Origin of the sequence: Aeromicrobium sp. CF3.5, assembly GCF_051262695.1 — a bacterium.
Classification (GTDB): domain Bacteria; phylum Actinomycetota; class Actinomycetes; order Propionibacteriales; family Nocardioidaceae; genus Aeromicrobium.
This window is the reverse complement of sequence record NZ_JBIMEZ010000003.1, coordinates 215726-236871: the sequence shown is the minus strand read 5'-3', so window position 1 is coordinate 236871 and position 21146 is coordinate 215726. Positions and strand designations below refer to the sequence as shown.

Here is a 21146-nt window from a genome sequence, read left to right as displayed (position 1 = left end):
CTCAGGCCTCCTTCGAGGCCGGCACGGCCACGGGGTCGGCGCGACGTGCACCGGCCGGCTCGGCCGGTCCGCTCGGGTCACGGTGCGCCCGATCCGTCGCGCCGATCTTGGTCGGCGCCTGGGCGTCAGACACCGGTTCGGTGACTTCCCGCGGCAGCACCTGCACGTCGCGCGGGTCGACGTGCACGAGCACACGATCGTGCTGGCGGAGGGTCGTGGCGTCGACCTCCTGGGTCTGCACCTCCAGGACCGGACCGGCATCGAGCGCGATGCTGCACCGCGCGAACGATCCCTGGAACACACTGACCTGAACCGTGCCGAGCCACTCGTTGGCTGCAGAGACCGCGCCGGACTCACCCAGCGCGAGCCGCTTCACCCGCACGTGCTCGGGTCGGATGCAGACGCTGAGATCGTCTGCTGTGTGCGGGAGTGCATGGTCGGCCACCGCGACGTCGACCGCGTGGTCAGCCAGCGTGAGTCGGGTGGACCCCGATGCGCCCGGCCTGACCGCGAAGATGTTCGAGACACCGAGGAACTCCGCGATGGACGCCGATGCCGGGTTGCGATACGTCTCCAGGGGATTCGACAGCTGGGAGATCCGGCCGTTCTGCATGATCGCGATGCGATCAGCCAGCGCCAGCGCCTCACCCTGGTCGTGGGTCACGTAGATCGAGGTCAGCCCCAGTTCCAGCTGCAACCTGCGCAGCTCGACCCGCAGGTCCTCGCGCAGACGGGCATCCAGGTTCGACAGGGGTTCGTCCAGCAGCATGACGTTGGGTTCCATGGCCAGGCTTCGAGCGAGCGCCACCCGCTGCATCTGCCCACCGGACAGCAGGCTCGCACCCTTGTCGGCGAGGTGGGCCAGTCCCACCATGTCCAGGGTCTCCAGGGCCTTGGTGCGCACCTCCTTCTTGGGGCGCTTCTTCATCCGCAACGGAAAGGAGACATTCTCCAGGACGGTCATGTGCGGCCACACCGCGTAGGACTGGAACACCAGGCCGACCTGACGCTTGTTCGGCGCCAGGTTGATCGTGGCATCGGCGTCGAACACGGTGGTGTCGCCGATGGAGATCGAACCTTCGGACGGATCCTCCAGGCCTGCCACGCATCGCATCGTGCTCGTCTTGCCACAGCCGGACTGGCCGAGCAGCACCAACGACTCCCCCTGCTCGATGGTCAGGCTCAGATTCTTGACCGCCACGAACTCGCCGTAGGTGAGCGACAAGTTGTTGATCTTCACGTCCATGGGGATACCTCGGTTGTGTTCTCGGTTCGTGCTTCGGACGACGACGTCGATGCGCCGTCGTGGGGGGTGATCGCGACCTGCACCAGAGCGTCCAGCGCCACCACACCGTGACCGCGCGGGCGCACGGCCAGGGGGTTGATCTCTGCTTCGAGCACGTCCGGTCGCCGGACGGCCAGCTGCGACATCGTGACGATCGTGTCGATCAGCGCCTCGACATCCCCGACGGGTCCACCGCGCATGCCCTCGGCCACTCGCATACCGGTGACCTCCTGCACCATCTCGGTCGCGGTCGCGCGGGTGACCGGTGCCAGCCGCAGCGACGAGTCACCGTAGAGCTCGGTGTAGATCCCCCCTGCGGCCAGGACCACGACCGGCCCCACCGAGGGACTCACCCGATAGCCGACCAGCGCCTCCACCACGGAGTCGACGACCATCTGCTGGACGAGAAACCGCTCGACCGTGACGTCCGGGGCGTAGGTCGAGACGTTCTGCACGATGGTGCTGATGGCATCGGCGAGCTGGCTGTCCTCGTGGATACCGAGCTGGACCGCTCCGGCTTCGGACTTGTGCGGCAGCTCCTCGGAGATCGCCTTGACCACGACCGGGTACTGCGGCGGATCATGACTGACTCCCGCGACGTCGCACGTCGTCGCCGCCGGGAACTGGACCCCGAGGCCTCGCAGGATCTCCGCAGAGGCCACCTCGTCGAGGGTGCGTCCAGCCGAGGCCACTTCCTCGCCGATTCGCGAGTCGAGCACGGCCGGATCGATCGGGCGGCGCGCCAACGTTGCTGCGATCGCCTCGGCGCACGCCTCGGCGGTGCGGAACGAGGGCACGCCCGCAGCATCGAGCAGGCGCAAGGAGTCCAGGGCGTCGGGCAGGGCCCAGGCGACCACCGGGACGTCACCACTGGGCGCCTCGGCGATCGCTCGGACCGCCAGCTCGGGGTTCAACCGGGCCGATGATCCGATCACGAAGAGCACCAGGTCGAACTCCCCGCTGGAACGCAGCACGTCCAGGGCACCCAGCACCAGATCGTGTCGGGTACCGGCCAGCGTGAGATCGATGATCAGGCTCTCGGCGACGTTCAGGCCCAGCTCCCCGAGCCGCCCGAAGACAGCCTCGCTGGGACGGGCCACCCGCACGCCGCGGGTCTCGAGCTGGTCGACCACGATGGCCGCCCCACCACCGGTGGAGGTGATCACGGCGATCCGGTCGGCCGGGGGCACCGCAGGTGGCCCCAACCGGCGCTGCAGGGCGTCAGCCTCGATCAGCGCCTCGAAGTTGTCGACGCGGGCGAAACCACAGGCGCGGAAGAAGGCATCGGCCTCGTCGTCCTCACCGGCGAGCGCGCCGGTGTGCGACACGGTCAGCGCAGCGGCAGCCTCGCTCCGGCCCAGCTTGTACACGGTGACCGGCTTGTTGCGCTCCGCTGCGGCTGCCGCGAACTGGGCGAGCGGACCTGCGTCGTCCATCGACTCCATGAACAGGGTGTAGGACCCGATCTCAGGATCGTCCAAGGTGGCCTCGCAGATCTCCCCCAACGTGAGGTCGACACCCGAGCCAACCGAGACGAAACCGGCGAAGCCCAGACCGCGGGCCTTGGCGCGGGTCATCAGGGCACCGATGACGCTGCCGGACTGCGAGGCCACGAAGGACCGTCCGACCGGCACGTCGGCCTCCGCGAAGGCGGCGTTGGCCGTCAGCATCATGGCGTTGCGGGGGTTGACCACGCCGATGCTGTTCGGGCCCACGATGCGGATGCCATGACGACGAGCCACTTCGAGGAGCTCGACGAGTCGTCCTTCGCCCTCGGGACCGCTCTCACCGAATCCCCCGGACAGGACCGTGACGAGGGGGACCCCGGCCTCTCCGCACTCGCGAACGGCATCGACGACGCGCGCCGTGTCAGCCACGATGAACACGTGGTCGGGCACCTCGGGCAGCGCGGCGACGTTCGCCCAGGCACGCTCGCCCAGCACGGTCTCGCGCCGAGGGTTGATGGGGTAGACCGCGCCGGCGAACCCGGCCGCGCGCAGGAAGCGCAGCGGACGTGCCGTGGTCTTGGCCGGGTCGTCCGATGCACCGATGATCGCGACGGAACGCGGCGAGAGCAGTGCCTCGCCGACGCCGGGCCGATGCGCGCCGAGTGCAGAACCTATGTGGTTCGTCGTCTGGGTCATGCGTCACCCCGGCAGGCCTGGTCGACGCGCGCGACGACGTCCAACGACTCGAACGCCCACAGCTGTGCGGCCAGACGGCCTGCCGCACCGCCGCCGACGACGGGTGCGGCCAGTCGCACGAACTTGGCGTTCATCTCCTCGTCCGTGACCGGGTTGCCCGGCTCTCCGTAGGGAACCGGGATCCGCTCGACGACCTCACGACCGTCGGTCAGGGTGACGGTCACGACCGCTGTCCGCAGCACCGGGTAGTCGGCGTCGGCCTGCTCGTCGGCGACGACGTGGACCCGGTTGACCAGGTCACGAATCTTTTCGTCGGAACGGACAGCGGGCCCGAACTCGGTCAGGCCGACCTCGTCGTGCGTCAGTGCGGTGGCCACGGCGAACGGGATGCTCATCTGGGCGTCGAGCAGGGAGTCGACGAGGGTGCTCGCGTGATGTGACGCCACGGTGTACGTCGCCACGTCGACACGGGCCACGTCGTCGGCAGCGATGCCGTGCTCGGCGCGCAACGCCAGCACGGCGTCGATCGGGCCGTGCAGGTGACGGCAGGACGGGTAGGGCTTGACGTAGGAGTCCAGCACCACCCAGCGTTCGCCCAGCCCGTCCAGCAAGGTCTCGGTCGAGAACCCGTCGGCCGCGAAGGCGTCGATGTAGCCGTGCGGCGTCTCCAGGATCGATCGCGGGCCGGTCACGCCGGCCGCCGCGAGCTCCACGCTGGCGATGGCGTCGCGTGCTGCCTTGCCCGGGTGGACCCGCTTGACCTCGGCGTTCTTGCCGAGGAAGGCGAACAATCCACCGGCGTGAGAGGCCGCGACGCCGAGGGCGTCATGCAGCCGATCGGCATCGAGGCGATGCAGCACGGCCACGCCGCAGGCGGCGCCGACCACGCCGGCCAGTGGCGTGTTGTGGAAGTGGTTACGCCAGGTCGTCGGATGTCCGGCAGCGGCCAGGCGCGAGACGGTCTCCAGCGCGACCGCGAGCGCCACCAGGGTGGTCTCGGTGTCGCTGCCTCGGACCTCGGCTGCAGCCAGCACGGCCGGGAAGCACACGCTGCTGGGGTGCACGCTGCCCGGCGTGTACCCGTCGTCGACCTCCAGGGAGTGCGCGCTCGTGCCGTTCAGCAGTGCGGCACCGGGGGCCGACGTCTGCCCCAGACCGATGGCCGTGGCGGTGTTCCCTGTGGTGCCGTAGGTGCTGGCAACGTGGCCGGCCACGGCGCGAGCGACGTCGGTCGTGGACCCGGGAACCACGGCGGCCATGTAGTCGACCAGGAGTCGACGCACGTGGTGCTGCACCTCCGGTGGGAGCGGCCTGTACTGACTGGCGACGACCCAGTCGACCAGGGCGTCGGTGACCCCCTGAGCGTCCGAACCGGTCATGGCGGCGGTGGTGTCGGTGCTTGTCGTCACTTCGAGGCCCCCGCACGCTGGTCGAAGCGGCGCCCGAAGATCGCGCCCGCGATGGTGTTCTTCAAGATCTCCGCCGACCCGCCTGCGATCATCCAGCCTCGGGTGCGACGCACGATGTACTCCAACGGGAACTCCTGGCTGTAACCCGATGCTCCGAAGATCTGCATGGCCTCGTTGGCGACGTCGAAGGCCGTCTGGTTGGCGTGCACCTTGGCGATGGCTGCCTCGGTCGAGTCCGGCGTGTTCGCGTCGGCGTTGGCGACCGCTCGCAGGATCAGCAGCCGGGACGCGTCCAGCTTCACCCGCATGTCGGCGAACTTCCACTGCAGTCCCTGGAACTCGCACAGGTCCTTGCCGAAGGCCTGGCGCACCTTCGCGTGCTCGACTGCTTGCTCGTAGGCGAACTCGGCGAGGGCGAGGGCGCGCGACGCATTGCCCATCCGCTCGACCCCGAAGATCGAGAGCATGTTCTTCAAGGCGTCCTTCTCGGCCAGCACGTACTCCCTGGGCACTCGGGCGCCGTCGAAGAACAGCTGGCAGTGCGACTCGCCGCTCATGTGCAGCTCGCGCTTGCCACGCGTGACACCGGGAGCGTCGAAGGGCACGAGGACCGCGCCGATGTCGCGTGAGCTCGGTCCGAACCGGCACCAGACCACGGAGTGAGTGGCGTCGGGGCCGTGGGAGTTCCAGCACTTCTGACCGTCGATGACGACCTCGTCACCCTCGATGCGAGCACTGGTGCGCAGGTCCGTCAGGGCACTCCCGGCATCCGGCTCACTCATACCGGCCGTCACCAGGGCGTCGCCGTTGAGGAACAACGGCAGCACCTCCTCCTTCACGTGGTCGGAGCCGAACTTGGCCACCTGACGGATCGCCCCGAAGTTGCTCGCCTGGAACGCATCGGCGCTGTGCGGGCACACCTTGGTGATCGCCATCATCACCAGCACGGCGTCCAGCAGCGATGCGCCCTGACCACCCACCTCGACGGGGAGCGTCAGGCCGGTCAGGTCGTGCTCGGCCAGGGTCTTCAGCGAGTCCCACGCGAACTCGGTGCGCTGGTAGGCACGTGCACCGAACTCGCGCTCGGCGAGCTTGGAGACCGAGTCGACCAGGGCGGTCTGTTCGGGGTTGAGGTCAAAATCCATGGAGAGAGGCTCCTTCATTCGTGCGTTCGACGGGGGTGGGGTGGGCTCAGGGAGTTATCGGGAGGTGGCGCTGCGGAGTGTCTCGGCCAGGTCTGCGGGTGCGAGGTCGGGCAGGTGATCGACGAAGTGCCAGAGCCGGTCGCTCGACACGCGCGGGTCCGAGACGCCGGCCAGCTCGACACAGCTCACGACCTTGCGATCCAGCGCACTGCGAGTCAGCCGGTTCGCGCCAGCTCCTGGCATCGCCGCGTCGGCCGCGTCCAGGTTGCCTTCGACCGTCTCGATCTCGACGCGAGCGCCCGACATCACTGTGCTCTCCGGCAGGTCCTGGTGAACGACGATTCGCGCAGCCATCTCGGCGATGTCGGCGCGACCGAGATCGTCGCGCAGGGTCGCGAGATCGTATCGACCGGTGATCCAGAGGGCGGCCAGCTGCCACGGCAGCGAGAACTGGGCGTCCACGAGTGGCGCGCCCCGGTCCTTCCAGGACCGCGCCACGAGGGCGTAGGCGTCGCCGGCAGGCAGATGCGCTGTCACGGCCTTCAGCGATGTCGGGTCCGGGTGGCGGGCCCGCAGTTCTTCGGCCGCGGCCAGGGCAGCATGGGTGTAGCGGCAGGCCGGATACGGTTTGAGGGCCACGAAGTCGACCTCGTGCGGCGCGGCGAACAGGTCGTGAAGGGTCAGGTCGCTGCCCGGAAGGATCCCGAACGTGCCGTCGAGCCATCCCGCAGGCCCGGCCACTCCGTGGCGCGCCATGCTCGCGGCCGTCATGCCGTGCGCTGCTGCGAGCCCGGGCTGCAACCTCTTGGCCACCGATCCGTCCACCACCGCCTGGCGGCTCGACGGCGCCATGGTTGCTCCCAGGCACAGCGCCATCGCGCTGTCCAGCTCGGCGTCCTCGAGACCCCAGACCACACCGGCGGCGGCAGCGGCAGCGATCGCGCCGAGGCCGGTGGTCCGGATGACGCCCACGCGGGGGCCCACGAGCCGCGCCAGCCGGGAGAACAGGTGCACCCCGGTCGCGAGACCGTCCAGCACCCGCTCACCCGAGACCTCGGCCGTCTGCGCCGCGGCGAGCACGGCCGGCACCACCACGGTCGCGGTGTGAACGACGGCCTCGTCGTGGGTGTCGTCGAAGTCCCAGGCGTGGATCAGGGTCGACAGCGCAGCGGCCGCCTGAGGCGGGGCCAGGTGGTGCGCCGTCCACGGCACGGGCACCTGCCCGGGCGCCACGGCGGCGAGACCGTCGAGCACGGGCTGCGCATCGGCATTGGCCGATCCGGCTGCGGCAAGGGCGAGGGCATCCACGACGAGATGCGACAGCTGCAGGCGCCGGTCGTCATCGAGATCCGCGTACCGACTGACGGCGCCGGACGCGCTCCTCGACGACCGATTCAGAGCCTGGGTCACGTCGTCCTCCTGAAGATCTGCCGGATGAGCCTGCGTCACTCAGGCCGGATGGCCGTGACGCACGACACACACAATCATGGGATCCGGAAGGCGTCAATAGATTCTATAGAATCTTGTATCGTGATTATCGAAAGTAGTGTGGTGTATCCTGAGCGCGCGGATCTGTCCTGTCGGACCAACTCCAGAAGAGGCCATTGCATGAGTGAGATGGACGCGCTGCCCAAGAGCCGGACCACCTACGTGCTCGAACGACTCAAGGCCGACCTGGATCAGGGAGTCATCAACGCCGGCGACCAGCTGCGACAGACCGCGATCGCCAAGCGGTACGGCGTCAGCCCCACCCCGGTCCGCGAGGCCCTGCGCATCCTCGCCGCCGACGGGACGATCGAGTACACCAGTCACCGCGGCGCCACCGTGCGCGACTTCACCCCCGAGATGGCTCACGATCTGTACCGCATGCGAGCCGAGCTGGAGGGCCTCGCGTGCGCCATTGCCGTCGAGCGGATGACGGACGAGGACCGCCAGCGCATCCTCGAGGCCAACGAGCGCCTGGAGGAGGCCACCGCCGCCGGGGAGGATCCAGCGACGTTGTCCTTGCTCAACAAGGAGCTGCACTTCTCCATCTTCGCCTGCACCTCCACCGTCATGGTCGAGAGCATCCGGTCGCTCTGGTCCCGCTTCAAGCCCTCGGTCACGCTGTGGAGCGTCAACGAGTTCAGCACCGACCTCAGCCAGGGGCACACCGTGATCCTCGATGCCATCGAGCGCCGCGACGGCGAGGCTGCTCGCGAGGCGATGCGGGCCCACGTGATGCACGCGTGGGAGCTGCGCCAGACGGACCAGGAGCTGAGCGCCACCGGCACGGCGGATCCCGATGCCCGTGCAACGGGCGTGTCTGCCTCCTGACGTCGTGAGTCGCACCCGACCTCGCCTGAGGCGCCCACCGTGGTTCGTGAGCCTGGTGCTCGCCACGATGCTGGCCCATGCCGTGCTGAGCGGTGTCCGCACCCTGATCTCCTACCGTGCCCTGGCGCTCGGCGGCGATGCCGTGGCGGTCGGCCTCATCACGGCGGCATTCGCTGTGCTGCCGCTCGTCGTGGCCCTGCAGATCGGCCGCGCGGTGGACCGGGGCCGCGGAGTCCTGGCGGTCCGCCTCGGCCTCGGGCTCACGGTCGTGGCCGTCGCGATCGCAGCGGTCAGCCCGAACCTGGCCCTGCTCGCCGTCGCGAGCGCCGTACTCGGCCTGGGGCAGATGTTGCACACGGTCGCGTGCCAGAGCCTGATCCCCATGTGGTCTCCGCCCGAGAAGGTCGACGGCCGTTTCGGTCAGCTGACGCTGGGCGTCTCGGTCGGTCAGCTGATCGGCTTTCCGATCGCCGGTGTCGTCGCGACCGCCACCAATCAAGGTGCGGCCGACGGACCGGTGGCCACGACTCCCGCACTGATCGTCATGGCTGGCATCGCGCTCCTGAGCTTTCCCCTGGCCTTCCTGTTCACGCCGGTCAGCCGGGTGCGGGTGAGTCGAGCCGACGCGGCCGACGGTCAGCAGTCGACCCGGGCGATCGTGGGTACGCGCGGCATGAAGCCGGCCATGTACTCCAGCCTCACGGTGCTCACGGGCATGGACCTGCTGATGGCCTACCTGCCGGTGCTCGGCCAGGAGATGGGACTGAGCGTGGGCACGGTCACCCTGCTCCTGACCGCCCGCACGGTCACCTCGGTCATCTCCCGAGCCACGATGCCCGCCCTGCTCCGCAGATTTCCCAAGCGCTGGCTGCTCGTCTCGGCCACGTTCGTGTCAGGTCTGCCCATGCTGCTGCTGCCCTTCGCCACCCACGTGGCCGTGTTGACGTCGGCCATGCTCGTCATGGGCTTCTTCTGGGGCCTCGGGCAGCCCTTGACCATGTCGTGGGTGACCCTCGTGGCCGATCAACGCAACCGCGCGGCCGCGCTGTCGGTCCGTCTCGCCGGCAATCGCATCGGGCAGGTCGTCATTCCCGTGGCGGCAGGAGGACTCGGTGGCATCACGGGCGGGGTGGGAGCGATCTTCCATGCCAGCGGTCTGCTGCTGATCTCCTCGGCCGTGATCACCTTTCGGTCCACCCGCGGTCTCACGAGCCTGAAACCGACGCCCCCGCCCCCGTAGCAGCACGGTGGCGCGAGCGCCGGGTCCATGGATCAGAACGACAGCGCGGCTGCCGGGTCGGACAGGATCCGCGCCACGTCGGCGAGGAATGCTGAACCCTGCTGACCGTCGACCAGGCGGTGGTCGAAGCTCAGTGCGAGCGTGGTGACCCACCGCGGCACGATCGTGTCGTCCTCGGCGACCCACGGCCGGCGACTGATCGCGCCGACACACAGGATGCCGGCCTCGCCGGGGTTCAGGATCGGGGTCCCCCCATCGACACCGAACACACCCACGTTGGTGATCGTGAACGTGCCGCCGGACATCTGCTCGGGTTGTGTGCGGCCCGCCCGGGCGGTGTCGGTGAGGTCGGTCAGGGCTGCTGCCAGCTGTGGCATCGACAGGGACTCGGCGCTCCGGATGTTGGGGACGACCAGACCGCGAGCGGTGGCTGCGGCGATGCCGAGGTTGATCGACCCCTTGAGCACGATCTCCTGGGCCGCCTCGTCCCAGGCCGAGTTGAGCTCGGGCGTGCGACGCATGGCCAGGCAGACCGCCTTGGCGATGACGACGGTGGGCGAGACCTTCAGGTCGGCGAAGGCCCGGTCAGCGCGCAGTCGCTCGACCAGGCGCACGGTCTCCGAGACGTCGATCGTGACCCACTCGGTGACGTGCGGCGCGGTGAACGCCGAGGCCACCATGGCCTGGGCCGTCATCTTGCGCACTCCCTTGATCGGGACCCGCACGTCGCCCGACGCGTCGGGGACGGCCGCCGGCACCGAAGTCTGCGGTGCAGGCACACCCTCGCGAGCAAACGCCTCCACCTCGGCGCGGGTGACGATCTCGCCCGCGCACGGCACGGCGGCCAGGTCGACACCGAGGTTCTTGGCAAGCATGCGCACCGGCGGACGAGCCAGCACCTTGCGGTCCTGCTGCGGCTCGGCAGCCAGCGGTGCCTCCGGAGCCGGTTCCGGCGCGACGTCAGCGGCCGGAACGGCCGGGGTCGACGAGCGCCGACGCCGACGGGTGGGCACCTCGCTGCTCGGCCCGTAGCCAACCAGCATGGCCTGACGCTCGGGAGCCTTCTTCTGCTCTGCTCCTGCATCGGGACTGTCCTCGGGTTCGGTCGAGGACGTGGCCGTGCCGATCCCCACGATGGGCGTGCCGACGGTGACGGTGTCGCCCTCGCCGACCAGCAGCTCGGTGACCTCGCCGGCGAACGGGCTGGGCAGCTCGACGACCGACTTGGCGGTCTCGATGTCGACCAGCACGTCGTTGACCTTCACGACGTCGCCGATCGCGACCTTCCACTGCACGATCTCGGCCTCGGTGAGGCCCTCACCCACGTCGGGGAGCTTGTAGTGCGGCATCAGACGGCTCCGATCGAACGGGCGTGCTCGACCGCGTCGATGATGCGGTCGAGGCCGGGCAGGAAGTCGTCCTCGACCCGACTCGGGGGGTAGGGCATGTCGTATCCGGTGACGCGCTGCACCGGCGCCTCGAGGGAGTGGAAGCACTCCTCGGTGATGCGCGCGGCGAGCTCGGCGCCCAGGCCCAGGGTGCGCTGCGCCTCGTGCACCACGACCGCGTGGCCGGTGCGCCGCACCGACTCGAACACCGGCGCGAGATCCAACGGCGACAGCGTCCGGAGGTCGATGACCTCCAGGTCGAGTCCGTCCGCGAGGGCGGCCTCGGCGGCCTGGCGGCACGTCTCGACCATGGGTCCGTAGGCGATGAGCGTGGCGTCGGCGCCGGGGCGCACGACCTGCGAGGCCAGCAACGGCATCGACGTGGACTCCAGGTCGACCTCGCCGGTCTCCCAGTACCGGCGCTTGGGCTCCATGAACACGACCGGGTCGTCGGACTCGATGGCCTGCTGGATCATCCAGTACGCGTCGTGCGGGTTCGAGCAGGACACCACCTTGAGCCCGGCGGTCAGCGCGAACTGCGCCTCCGGGCTGTCCGAGTGGTGCTCGACCGCACCGATGCCACCGCCGAACGGGATGCGGATGACCATCGGCATCTTCACCGCACCGCTGCTGCGGAAGTGCAGGCGGGCGACCTGGCTGACGATCTGGTCGTAGGCCGGATAGACGAAGCCGTCGAACTGGATCTCGACGACGGGCCAAAATCCCCGATAGGTCAGGCCCACAGCGGTGCCGACGATGCCGGACTCGGCCAGCGGGGTGTCGAGCACCCGCCCCTCGCCGAAATCCTTCTGCAGCCCGTCGGTGACCCGGAAGACGCCCCCGAGCCTGCCGACGTCCTCACCCATCACCAGGACCTTGGGATTCTTGTCCATGGAGGCACGCAGACCCGAGTTGATCGCCTTGCCCATGCTCATCTTCTGGGGGCTCATGCGTCACTCCCCTCGTAGGCGTCCCGCCAGGCGACGTAGGCGGCCTGCTGCTCGCGCAGCTCGTCGGTCATCTCGGCGTGCACGTTCTCGAACAGGCGGGCGAGATCGGGCTCGGGCAGCGCTGCGCACTCCTTGCGCAGGGCTGCACCGAGAGCTTCAGCCTCGGCGTCGAGATCGTCGAAGAACGACTCGGCGGTGCCCTCGGCGACCAGCAGCAGCCGGACCCGGTCGAGCGGGTCCTTGGCCTTCCACTGCTCGGTCTCGGCGCCGTCGCGATACCGGGTGGGGTCGTCGGACGTGGTGTGCGGACCCATGCGGTAGGTGACGGCCTCGATCAGGGTGGGGCCCTCCCCGGTGCGTGCACGCTGCAGGGCGGCCGAGGTGGCCGCGTGCACGGCGAGCACGTCGTTGCCGTCGACCCGCACGCCCGGCAGACCGAATCCGTCGGCGCGGCGCGCGATGGGCACGACGGTCTGTCGCTCGAGCGGCTCGGAGATGGCGTACTGGTTGTTCTCGCAGAAGAACACGACAGGCGCGTGGTAGACGGCGGCCCAGTCGAGCGCCTCGTTGACGTCGCCCTGGCTGGTGGCACCGTCACCGAAGTAGGCGATGGTGGCGGAGTCGCGCTCCGGGTCGCCAGTTCCCACGGAGTGGTCGAGGGTCAGCCCCATCGCGTAGCCCGTCGCATGCAGGGTCTGGGCACCGATGATGATCTGCGGGAGTGCGATGCCGTGATCGGCCGGATCCCAGCCACCGAGGTCGGTGCCCCGGAACACGCCGAGCAGATCGATCGGCGGCACGCCGCGGCAGTAGGCAACACCGTGATCGCGGTACGTGGGGAACGCGAAGTCCTGGGGTCGCAGCGCGCGCGAGGAGCCGATCTGCGCAGCCTCCTGCCCCAGGGCCGGCGGCCACAGGCCCAGCTCGCCGTGCCGCTGCAGGGCGAAGGCCTCGGTGTCGATGCGACGGGCCAGGACGAGATCGCGATACAAGGCCTCGATCGCCGTCCGGTCGCCATCGAAGGCGTAGTCGGGGTGCGAGACGCGCTCACCGCGAGGCGTCAGCAGCTGGATCATCGGAGCGTCGGGGTGGTCAACGGATGCACGCATGCAGTCCCTCTTTCATCCACCGGTTCGCGGGATCGCCGCAACCGGAGTCAAAGGATGCGGGACCGATTCCAAGGGTGGCGGATCCGGGTGTCCCACATGGGCGTGACGGGCATCACACCTGCGACGATCGTACCCGTTCGGCTGCGCTGACTCCAATCACACGCGCGCGCTCAGCGCCGGGGGCGACTCCAGCGATCCACGGCGTCGAGCACCCGGGCGTTGACACCCGGATCACCCACCGTCACGCGAACACCTTCGCCGGCGAAGGCGCGCACCATCACCGGAGCGCAGGCGGTCGCGAAGTCCGCCGACCCGCGTCCCAGAGGGAGCCACAAGAAGTTTCCCTGCGCCTCCGGGATCGGCCAGCCCTGTTCCAGCAACGAGTCGCGCATCGCCTCGCGTTCGGCCACCACGCTCGCGACGCGCCCGAGCAGCTCGTCACGAGCCTGCAGCGAGGCGAGGGCAGCGGCCTGCGCGACGTCACTGACCGCGAACGGCTGCGTGGTCGTGGCGATCGCGTCCGCCACCTCCTCAGGTGCGATCGCGTAACCGATCCGCAGGCCGGCCAGGCCGTAGGCCTTGGAGAAGGTCCGCAGCACGACCACGTTGGGGCGTCCGGCCATGGCCTCCAGTCCTCGTGCGGCCGAGGGGTCGCGCACGAATTCGACATAGGCCTCGTCGAGCACCACGAGCACGCGTGTCGGCACACGGTCCAGGAAGTCCTCGAGCTCGGCGGCCGTGACCACCGGCCCTGTGGGGTTGTTCGGGGTGCAGACGAGCACGACCTTGGTGCGGTCGGTGAGGGCATCAGCCATTGCGTCGAGGTCGTGACGGCCGTTGCGGCGCAGCGGAACGCTCACGACGGTGCCACCGGCGAGGGCCGTCGCGATCGGATACCCCTCGAAGGACCGCCACGCGAACACGACCTCGTCGCCGGCCTCGACATAGGCCTGCAGGATCGAGGACAGCAGGGCTCCCGACCCCGCCCCCACCCGAATCCGCTCCACCGCGAGCGACTGGATCCCCAGGTGGACCCCGAGCGACTCGCGCAGGGCCATGGCGTTCGCGTCGGGGTAGCGGTTGCTGCGACCCAGCGCAGCAGCGGCCCGTTCGGCCACGCCGGGTAACGGCGGGAAGGGGTTCTCGTTGGCCGCCAGGCCGAGCGCGTCGACCGAGGCCGGCTTCGGGGGCGAGAACACCCCGAGACCGTCGAGGGCGCGGCGAGCGCGCGGAGTCGTCACGCCAGTGAGCATACGAGGCGGAGGCAGAATCTGCGGATGGGACGATGAGCCGGTGACAGATCTGCAGGTACGCGTTCGCATCCCGCGTCTGGGTTATCTGATGGTCATCACCGGAGCAGCCCTGTTCGGGCTGAATGGCGGCGTCTCCCGCGTCGCGATCGGAGCCGACATCGACGTCGAGACGTTCACGACGTTGCGCATCACCGCGGCGGCCTCGGTCTTCGCCCTCGCCGCCCTGGTTCTGCGACCCTCGGCCCTGCGCCCGCCTCGGGGACGAGCCCTGCTGCTCGTCATCGCGCTGGGTCTGGTCGGAGTCGCCGGGCTCCAGCTGACGTACAACATCGCCATCACCCGGCTCCCACTCGGGATCGCCCTGCTGCTGGAGTATCTCGCCCCCGTGCTGATCGTGCTCTGGGTGCGTTTCGTGCGACACGAGCGCGTCCATCCGCGCATGTGGGTCGCCGTTGCACTGGCCCTCGGCGGTCTGGCCGTCGTGGGCCAGGTCTGGAACGGCGTGACCCTAGACGCGCTCGGCGTCGCGATGGGTCTGGCCGCAGCGGTCTGCTTCGCGACGTACTTCCTGCTCGGCGAGCACCAGAGCGAGAACGCAGATCCCCTCCACGTGATCGTGTGGGCGTTCCTGGTGGCCACCCTGGTCATGAACATGGTCCAACCGGTGTGGACGACGCCGTCGCTGGGAGGGACGACGAGCATGCTCGGCCGTCTCGACGCGTTCGCGATCGCGCCATGGGTGGCGGTGTCGGTGGTCGTCGTGCTGGGCACGGTCGCACCGTTCTTCCTGATGCTGCTGGCGCTGCGCCATCTCCCGGCGACCGTCGTGACGATGGTCGCGATGCTCGAACCGGTGATCGCGACCGTGCTGGGCTGGGGCTGGTTCGCCGAGTCGTTGACCGTGGTGCAGGTGGTCGGGGTGCTGGCGGTGCTGGCCGGGATCGTGACGGCCCAGACGGCGCGCACCGTCGAGCCCGACCTGCTTCCCCCACCCTGACCCGGCCACCCTGACCTAGATGGCCGGTGGACCGTGGGGACAATGGTCGGATGGAACGTTTTATCTCGACCTGGGCGGTCAGCAGCGTGGCCCTCGCCTTCGCTGCCTGGCTGCTGGGCACCAACATGGAGATCGGTGACGCGAGCGCCAGCACGCTGGACCGGGTGCTCGGCGTCCTGGCTGTCGGTCTGGTCTTCACGATCATCAACAGCTTCGTGGCGCCCGTCGTCAAGACGCTGTCCATCCCGTTCATCATCCTCACGCTCGGGCTGGCCCTGCTGGTGATCAACGCGCTCCTGCTGCTGCTGACCGAGGCGGTGACAGGCTTCTTCGGTCTCGACTTCGAGATCGCGAGCTTCGGCTGGGCCGTCGTGGCCTCGATCGTGATCTCGATCAGCCAGTCGATCGTCAACGCCGTGGTCGGCGGCGACCGCCGATGAGCGAGCCGTTCAAGGTCGCCCTGGTCTGCCTGGGCAACATCTGTCGCTCCCCGACCGCTCACGTGATCCTGGAGGACCGGCTCGAGCGGGCCGGGCTCTCCGCGAACGTCGAGGTGGCCTCGGCCGGTACCGGCGGCTGGCATCGCGGCGAGCCGATGGATCCACGCTCCGCCGTGGCGCTGCGTGACGCCAGATACGATCCGTCGAGGCATCGGGCGCGCACCTTCACCGCCGACTGGTTCGCCGAGCACGATCTGCTGCTGGCCATGGATGCCAGCAATCACGCCGACATGGTCGCCCTCGCGCCCACCGTGGCCCAGCAGGACCAGGTCCGCATGTTCCGCGAGTTCGATCCCGAGCTGACCAACGGTGGGGCCGACGGCACCGACCTCGAGGTCCCCGACCCGTGGCACGGCGGGCCCGACGGGTTCCTGCAGGTCCTCGCCATGATCGAACGCACCACGGACGGCCTGGTTGCCGCGCTGCCCGACCTGATCGCCGCACGCCACCGCTGACGCTCGTTCGGCCGGCACGCTTTTCGCGGGCTCGCCACGAACCGGTACGTTCGGTCCCATGGCACGCATGGCAGGAACAGCCGCTCGGGCTGAAGCTCTGCTCGGTGTCGGCGTCGTGTCCACGACCCCCGTCGCTGGCGGCGACATCTGCACCGTCACCCGGCTGCGCCTCACCGACGGCCGCGGCGCCGTGATCAAGACCCGCCCCCAGGCTCCCGAGCGGTTCTTCACCCGTGAGGCCGAGAGCCTGCGGTGGTTGGCCGAGGCTGACGGCGTCCGGATCCCCCAGGTGCTGGCCGACGCCGACGACTGCCTGATCCTGGAGTGGATCGAGCCCACCCGCCCCACCCCTGAGGCCGCTGAGCAGTTCGGTCGCGCTCTGGCCGACACGCATCGCGCCGGCGCACCACAGTTCGGTGCCCCCACGGACGGATACATCGGACTGGCCCCCCTGCCGAATCGCCCGATGCCCACCTGGCCGGAGTTCTATGCGTCCCGCCGGGTCATGCCCTACGTGCGGGCAGCCGTCGACCGTGGCGCACTGACGCCCAGCCAGGCCAAGATCATCGACAGCTGCATGCAGCGCATTCCCGACCTGGCCGGCCCGTCCGAGCCGCCGGCGCGGCTGCACGGAGACCTGTGGTCCGGGAACGTCGTGTGGGGTTCGGACTCCCAGGTCTGGCTGATCGATCCCGCGGCCCACGGAGGGCATCGCGAGACCGACCTCGCCTTGCTCGCGCTCTTCGGGGTGCCGCACCTGCAACGCGCCATGGAGGCCTACGACGAGCACACGCCGCTGAGCGACGGGTGGCGCGAACGTGTCGGACTGCACCAGCTCCATCCGTTGCTCGTGCACGCCGTCCTGTTCGGCGGCAGCTACGGCGAGCGTGCCGCTGCGGCGGCGCGATCCGCCCTCGACGCCTGACGGCACCAGCCGTACCGCCGCACGGCGACACCCCGGGCGGGGCGGTGGTTCAGCAATCCCTCAGACATCACCGGCACACTGTCATCCATGCGAATCCTCGTGGTCGACGACGATCGAGCAGTGCGTGACTCGCTGCGCCGTTCTCTGGAGTTCAACGGCTACACGGTCGATCTGGCCTCCGACGGCGCAGAGGCGTTGGCGATGGTCCCCCAGGTCACGCCCGACGCCATCGTGATGGACGTGATGATGCCCCGGCTCGATGGTCTCGAGGCCACGCGCGCGCTGCGCACGGCAGGCAACGACGTGCCCATCATCGTGCTCACGGCCCGCGACGCCGTCTCGGACCGCGTCGATGGTCTCGATGCTGGCGCCGACGACTACCTGACCAAGCCGTTCGCGCTCGAGGAGCTGCTCGCCCGCCTGCGATCACTGCTGCGTCGCTCGGCCCTCGTGCCCACGGGTGACGAGGACGACGAGCCGCTGTCGTTCGCCGATCTCACGCTCGACCCGGTCACCCGTGACGTCGTGCGCGGTGCGCGATCGTTGTCCCTGACCCGCACCGAGTTCGCCCTGCTCGAGCTGTTCATGCAGCGACCCAAACGGGTGCTGGAGCGCACGTTCATCCTCGAGGAGGTCTGGGGATTCGACTTCCCCACGACCGCGAACTCGCTGGAGGTCTACGTCGGGTACGTGCGACGCAAGCTCGAGGCGGAGGGTGAGACCCGGCTGATCCACACGGTGCGCGGCGTCGGGTACGTGCTGCGCGAAACACCCCCGTGACCGGTGGGATGACCCGTTCGGGGATCAGTGGCGTGATGACCCGCACCTATCAGCGCGCCCGCGACCTCGTCCTGCGCGGCCTGCGGCGCTTCACCAACCGCATGTCGCTGGCGATCCGCGTCGCGGTGCTGACCACGGCCGCCGTGGCCCTCACCCTCACCCTGGTCAGCGCCACGATTTTCGTGACCGTGCGGTCTGAGTTCGAGAGCTCCCTCGACGAATCGATGCTGAGTCGGTCCGAGGCAGGCGTCACCGCCGACCTCGGCACTCTGTTCGCCGGTGGAGTCGACCCCGCTGCCCTCGCCCTGACCGACATCAAGGTGATCGTGCTGCGCACCGGCCGCGGCGTGCTGCTGGGCACGCCGGCCATCAGCAACTTCCCGGTCCAGTTCATCGGGTTGCCCGAGCGCCAGGTCGCCCTCGGCCAGAAGAGCGAGTCGGTGCGCACCGCGTCGCTGCAGGGCACCCCCTACCGGGTCGTGGCCGTGCGGTCGGGGCCGGGCGAAGCCCTGGTCATCGCGCAGTCGATGGAATCGATCGAGGCCGCCCTCGACCGCCTCCAGATCATCCTGCTCCTGACCAGCGCCGCGGGCGTCGCGATAGCCGGACTCGCCGGGTGGGCCGTCGCGGCCAACGGGCTGCGTCCCGTGCGGCGGCTCACCGCCGCCACCGAACGGGTCGCCCGCACCGTCGACCTGACCCCGATCACGGTCTCCGGCACCGACGAGCTCGCCCGACTGAGCACGTCGTTCAACGCGATGCTCGCGGCCCTCGATGCAGCCCAGACCCGTGAGCGTCAGCTGATCGCGGACGCCGGTCATGAGCTGCGCACCCCGCTGACCAGCCTGCGCACCAACATCGAGCTGATGGGGCAGGCCACGGCCCAGGGCCAGCGCTCCCTCAGCGAGAGCGAGCACCGGGAGATCATGGGCGACGTCCGCGCCCAGGTCGAGGAGCTGACCAACCTGGTGGGCGATCTGGTCGAGCTGGCCCGCGATGAGCCGGTGCGTCGCGACCCCGAGCCGCTCGACCTCGCCGACGTCCTGGACCTCGCGGTGTCCCGGGTCCGGCTGCGCACGTCCGAGGTCGTCGTCGAGGTCGCCGCCGAGTCGTGGATGGTCGTCGGTGAACCTCAGCTGCTCGAGCGTGGCATCACCAACCTGCTCGACAACGCGGTGAAGTGGAGCCCACCGGGAGGCAGGGTCCAGGTCGCCCTGTCCGGTGGCGTGATCTCGGTGTCCGATGAGGGGCCGGGCATCGACCCGGGCGACCTGCCGCACATCTTCGATCGGTTCTACCGGTCCCAGGAGGCCCGAACCCTGCCCGGATCGGGTCTGGGGCTGTCGATCGTGAAGCGCGCCGCCGAGCGTCACGGAGGACGCGCAGACGTCGAGTCGGCCATCGGCGAGGGGTCCACCTTCACGCTGTCCCTGCCTGCAGCCTCGGCCGAGCCGACCTGATCCGCCCGGTCCTTTCTTCCGTCCGTCACATCCACCTCTCAGCGCGCGCTCAGCGATTCACGAGAGACTGGGGTCATGACTGATTCGAACGATCCGTTCGCCGATCGCCCCTACACGCCCCGTGACCAGCGCGATGACGCCCACGAGTCGTCGGACGCGCGCCCGACTGAGGCCGATGCTGGCCCGTCGGGCTCGGAGCAGCCTCCCGCTCCTGCGGCCACGAGCTACCCGACCGGCCACGAGTACGCCGAGGCGACCAACGAGGCTCCGCTGCGCGATCACGACGTGACCGAGCAGATCGACACCGGTCGACCCACGACGGAACAGCCCACCGAGCACACGTCGCAGTGGGATCGCGAGCCGACGACGAATCTCGGCACCGCGTCGACCGGAGCTGCTGCGGCCTCGGCCAGCGAGTACGGCCAGCCCTCGGGCTCGGCGCCCTCCGATCCCTTCGTCCCGTCCGACACAGCAACCGGTGCCGCCGCGTTCGGCACCGCTGGGTCCGGAATTGCCGGGTCCGGGACCGGCGGATCCGGTGACGGTGGAGCAACCTCCAGCGCACGACGGCCGCGCCGTGGGCGCACCCTCATCGCCGCGGTCGCCATCGCGGCCCTCGCGGGTGCCGCCGGCTACGGCGGTTCCTACCTGCAGGGCCAGAACGGCGGTGGCAACGGATCGGCCCCCATCAGCTCGCTGGACAGCGGCAACCAGGCCACCCAGACCAACCTGCCGGCCAGCGCGGTCGAGCAGGTCGCGTCCAAGGTGCTGCCGTCGGTCGTCCAGGTCAACGTCAAGGGCAGCTCGGAGAGCGGCTCGGGCACCGGCATCATCATCAGCAGCGATGGCGAGATCCTGACCAACAACCACGTCGTCGCACCGGCCGCCGACGGCGGCACCGTGACGGTCGCGTTCAGCGACGGCACCAATGTCGAGGCTGAGATCGTCGGTCGTGACCCGGTCACCGACGTCGCGGTCATCAAGGCGCAGAACCAGTCCGGCCTGCAGCCGGCGACTCTCGGCTCCTCGGCCGACCTCAAGGTCGGCCAGGACGTCGTGGCCATCGGTTCGCCCTTTGGCCTGGAGAGCACCGTGACGACCGGCATCGTGTCGGCACTGAACCGGCCCGTGACCTCCTCGGACGGCACCGGCGCGCAGACTCCGACCGTGTTCCCGGCCGTGCAGACCGACGCCGCGATCAACCCCGGCAACTCCGGTGGACCGCTGGTCGACCTCGACGGCAACGTGATCGGCATCAACTCGGCGATCCGTGCGGGCAGCAGTGGCGGCGGCCAGAGCGGCTCGATCGGCCTCGGCTTCGCGATCCCGGTCGACCTCGCCAAGAACATCAGCCAGCAGATCCTCGCGGGCGACGAGGTCGAGCACGCGCAGATCGGCGTGACGGTCCGTCCCGCCGTCTCCGGTGACGAGATCACCGGGATCGGGGCCGAGATCAACGCGGTCTCCGAGGGCAGCGCCGGTGCCGAGGCGGGCCTGCAGGAGGGCGACATCATCACGGCCGTCAACGGAAACCCCGTCGCCAGCTCCGACGCCCTGGTCGCCTCGATCCGGGCGTACCAGCCCGGCGAGAGCGTCGAGGTCACCTTGCTGCGCGACAACGAGTCCCAGAACGTGGACGTCGAGCTCGGCTCGGACCTCAACGCCGGCTGACGCCCCGCGCTCGCCCCCCGACTCGAGCATCCCGCCGCACCTCCTTCCCGAGGTTGGCGGGATGTTCGGCGTGTGCGTCCGAAACTCGCGCGCCTGCGGCGGCACCGACGCACTAGATT

18 protein-coding genes are annotated in these 21146 nt (G+C 69.5%); 9 read left to right on the top strand and 9 right to left on the bottom strand.

The annotated features are described in order from the left end of the window. Position 1 precedes the first annotated feature (1 nt). The 5 genes from ACHAA3_RS07965 to ACHAA3_RS07945 are packed head-to-tail and all read right to left on the bottom strand — an operon-like array spanning position 2 to position 7393. Positions 2-1246: an ABC transporter ATP-binding protein gene (locus ACHAA3_RS07965; RefSeq protein WP_435708445.1), complete on the bottom strand. Its 1245-nt coding sequence runs from the start codon at positions 1244-1246 to the stop codon at positions 2-4. Further along, positions 1237-3429, bottom strand: coding sequence for an acetate--CoA ligase family protein (locus ACHAA3_RS07960; protein WP_435708444.1), 2193 nt, complete (start codon positions 3427-3429; stop codon positions 1237-1239). The genes ACHAA3_RS07965 and ACHAA3_RS07960 overlap by 10 nt, the downstream gene beginning before the upstream one ends. Continuing rightward, positions 3426-4838, bottom strand: a complete 1413-nt coding sequence (locus ACHAA3_RS07955) for an MmgE/PrpD family protein (RefSeq protein WP_435708443.1) — start codon at positions 4836-4838, stop codon at positions 3426-3428. The genes ACHAA3_RS07960 and ACHAA3_RS07955 overlap by 4 nt, the downstream gene beginning before the upstream one ends. After that, positions 4835-5983: an acyl-CoA dehydrogenase family protein gene (locus tag ACHAA3_RS07950; RefSeq protein ID WP_435708442.1), complete on the bottom strand. Its 1149-nt coding sequence runs from the start codon at positions 5981-5983 to the stop codon at positions 4835-4837. Before ACHAA3_RS07950 ends, ACHAA3_RS07955 begins: the two co-directional genes overlap by 4 nt. A 54-nt stretch (positions 5984-6037) precedes the next feature. Continuing rightward, entirely contained in the window at positions 6038-7393 is a 1356-nt protein-coding gene (locus tag ACHAA3_RS07945; RefSeq protein WP_435708441.1) for an MmgE/PrpD family protein, read from the bottom strand. 198 nt (positions 7394-7591) lie between these two features. Between ACHAA3_RS07945 and ACHAA3_RS07940 the strand changes: the two genes are divergently transcribed. Together ACHAA3_RS07940 and ACHAA3_RS07935 are read left to right on the top strand one after the other, a co-directional pair. Continuing rightward, positions 7592-8299, top strand: coding sequence for a GntR family transcriptional regulator (locus ACHAA3_RS07940; RefSeq protein ID WP_435708440.1), 708 nt, complete (start codon positions 7592-7594; stop codon positions 8297-8299). Positions 8300-8303: 4 nt separating this feature from the next. Beyond that, positions 8304-9539 (top strand): MFS transporter, encoded by a 1236-nt coding sequence (locus ACHAA3_RS07935; RefSeq protein ID WP_435708439.1) that lies wholly within the window; start codon positions 8304-8306, stop codon positions 9537-9539. A gap of 32 nt (positions 9540-9571) precedes the next feature. Here the strand turns inward: ACHAA3_RS07935 and ACHAA3_RS07930 are convergent, their stop codons facing one another. The 4 genes from ACHAA3_RS07930 to ACHAA3_RS07915 all read right to left on the bottom strand — a co-directional run bounded on the left by ACHAA3_RS07930 (position 9572) and on the right by ACHAA3_RS07915 (position 14227). Continuing rightward, entirely contained in the window at positions 9572-10888 is a 1317-nt protein-coding gene (locus ACHAA3_RS07930) for a dihydrolipoamide acetyltransferase family protein (protein WP_435708438.1), read from the bottom strand. Beyond that, on the bottom strand, positions 10888-11877 hold the full coding sequence (locus ACHAA3_RS07925; protein WP_435708437.1) for an alpha-ketoacid dehydrogenase subunit beta: 990 nt from the start codon (positions 11875-11877) through the stop codon (positions 10888-10890). Before ACHAA3_RS07925 ends, ACHAA3_RS07930 begins: the two co-directional genes overlap by 1 nt. Then, the gene (gene pdhA, locus ACHAA3_RS07920; RefSeq protein ID WP_435708436.1) at positions 11874-12986 is read right to left on the bottom strand and encodes a pyruvate dehydrogenase (acetyl-transferring) E1 component subunit alpha; all 1113 of its coding nucleotides are present in this window, start codon (positions 12984-12986) and stop codon (positions 11874-11876) included. Before pdhA ends, ACHAA3_RS07925 begins: the two co-directional genes overlap by 4 nt. Before the next feature lie 170 nt (positions 12987-13156). Further along, complete coding sequence (locus tag ACHAA3_RS07915; RefSeq protein ID WP_435708435.1) at positions 13157-14227, bottom strand: histidinol-phosphate transaminase; 1071 nt, start codon at positions 14225-14227, stop codon at positions 13157-13159. Between the two features lie 52 nt (positions 14228-14279). Between ACHAA3_RS07915 and ACHAA3_RS07910 the strand changes: the two genes are divergently transcribed. From ACHAA3_RS07910 to ACHAA3_RS07880, 7 genes are all read left to right on the top strand, one after another. After that, positions 14280-15236 (top strand): EamA family transporter, encoded by a 957-nt coding sequence (locus ACHAA3_RS07910; protein ID WP_435708434.1) that lies wholly within the window; start codon positions 14280-14282, stop codon positions 15234-15236. 50 nt (positions 15237-15286) lie between these two features. Continuing rightward, complete coding sequence (locus ACHAA3_RS07905) at positions 15287-15676, top strand: phage holin family protein (RefSeq protein ID WP_435708433.1); 390 nt, start codon at positions 15287-15289, stop codon at positions 15674-15676. Further along, positions 15673-16191, top strand: a complete 519-nt coding sequence (locus ACHAA3_RS07900; RefSeq protein WP_435708432.1) for a low molecular weight protein-tyrosine-phosphatase — start codon at positions 15673-15675, stop codon at positions 16189-16191. The genes ACHAA3_RS07905 and ACHAA3_RS07900 overlap by 4 nt, the downstream gene beginning before the upstream one ends. Before the next feature lie 58 nt (positions 16192-16249). Then, positions 16250-17116: a fructosamine kinase family protein gene (locus ACHAA3_RS07895; RefSeq protein ID WP_435708431.1), complete on the top strand. Its 867-nt coding sequence runs from the start codon at positions 16250-16252 to the stop codon at positions 17114-17116. Between the two features lie 87 nt (positions 17117-17203). Then, entirely contained in the window at positions 17204-17896 is a 693-nt protein-coding gene (locus tag ACHAA3_RS07890; RefSeq protein WP_435708430.1) for a response regulator transcription factor, read from the top strand. Between the two features lie 35 nt (positions 17897-17931). After that, on the top strand, positions 17932-19356 hold the full coding sequence (locus tag ACHAA3_RS07885; protein WP_435708429.1) for a sensor histidine kinase: 1425 nt from the start codon (positions 17932-17934) through the stop codon (positions 19354-19356). 75 nt (positions 19357-19431) lie between these two features. Next, positions 19432-21027, top strand: coding sequence for a S1C family serine protease (locus tag ACHAA3_RS07880; protein ID WP_435708428.1), 1596 nt, complete (start codon positions 19432-19434; stop codon positions 21025-21027). Positions 21028-21146: the final 119 nt, after the last annotated feature.

What these genes read in the sequence shown, in the direction of transcription:
- ACHAA3_RS07965 (WP_435708445.1), bottom strand. Translation starts at nt 1,246, where the DNA reads ATGGACGTGAAGATCAACAACTTGTCGCTCACCTACGGCGAGTTCGTG.
- ACHAA3_RS07960 (WP_435708444.1), bottom strand. Translation starts at nt 3,429, where the DNA reads ATGACCCAGACGACGAACCACATAGGTTCTGCACTCGGCGCGCATCGG.
- ACHAA3_RS07950 (WP_435708442.1), bottom strand. Translation starts at nt 5,983, where the DNA reads ATGGATTTTGACCTCAACCCCGAACAGACCGCCCTGGTCGACTCGGTC.
- ACHAA3_RS07940 (WP_435708440.1), top strand. Translation starts at nt 7,592, where the DNA reads ATGAGTGAGATGGACGCGCTGCCCAAGAGCCGGACCACCTACGTGCTC.
- ACHAA3_RS07930 (WP_435708438.1), bottom strand. Translation starts at nt 10,888, where the DNA reads ATGCCGCACTACAAGCTCCCCGACGTGGGTGAGGGCCTCACCGAGGCC.
- ACHAA3_RS07925 (WP_435708437.1), bottom strand. Translation starts at nt 11,877, where the DNA reads ATGAGCCCCCAGAAGATGAGCATGGGCAAGGCGATCAACTCGGGTCTG.
- pdhA (WP_435708436.1), bottom strand. Translation starts at nt 12,986, where the DNA reads ATGCGTGCATCCGTTGACCACCCCGACGCTCCGATGATCCAGCTGCTG.
- ACHAA3_RS07905 (WP_435708433.1), top strand. Translation starts at nt 15,287, where the DNA reads ATGGAACGTTTTATCTCGACCTGGGCGGTCAGCAGCGTGGCCCTCGCC.
- ACHAA3_RS07900 (WP_435708432.1), top strand. Translation starts at nt 15,673, where the DNA reads ATGAGCGAGCCGTTCAAGGTCGCCCTGGTCTGCCTGGGCAACATCTGT.
- ACHAA3_RS07895 (WP_435708431.1), top strand. Translation starts at nt 16,250, where the DNA reads ATGGCACGCATGGCAGGAACAGCCGCTCGGGCTGAAGCTCTGCTCGGT.
- ACHAA3_RS07890 (WP_435708430.1), top strand. Translation starts at nt 17,204, where the DNA reads ATGCGAATCCTCGTGGTCGACGACGATCGAGCAGTGCGTGACTCGCTG.
- ACHAA3_RS07885 (WP_435708429.1), top strand. Translation starts at nt 17,932, where the DNA reads ATGACCCGCACCTATCAGCGCGCCCGCGACCTCGTCCTGCGCGGCCTG.
- ACHAA3_RS07880 (WP_435708428.1), top strand. Translation starts at nt 19,432, where the DNA reads ATGACTGATTCGAACGATCCGTTCGCCGATCGCCCCTACACGCCCCGT.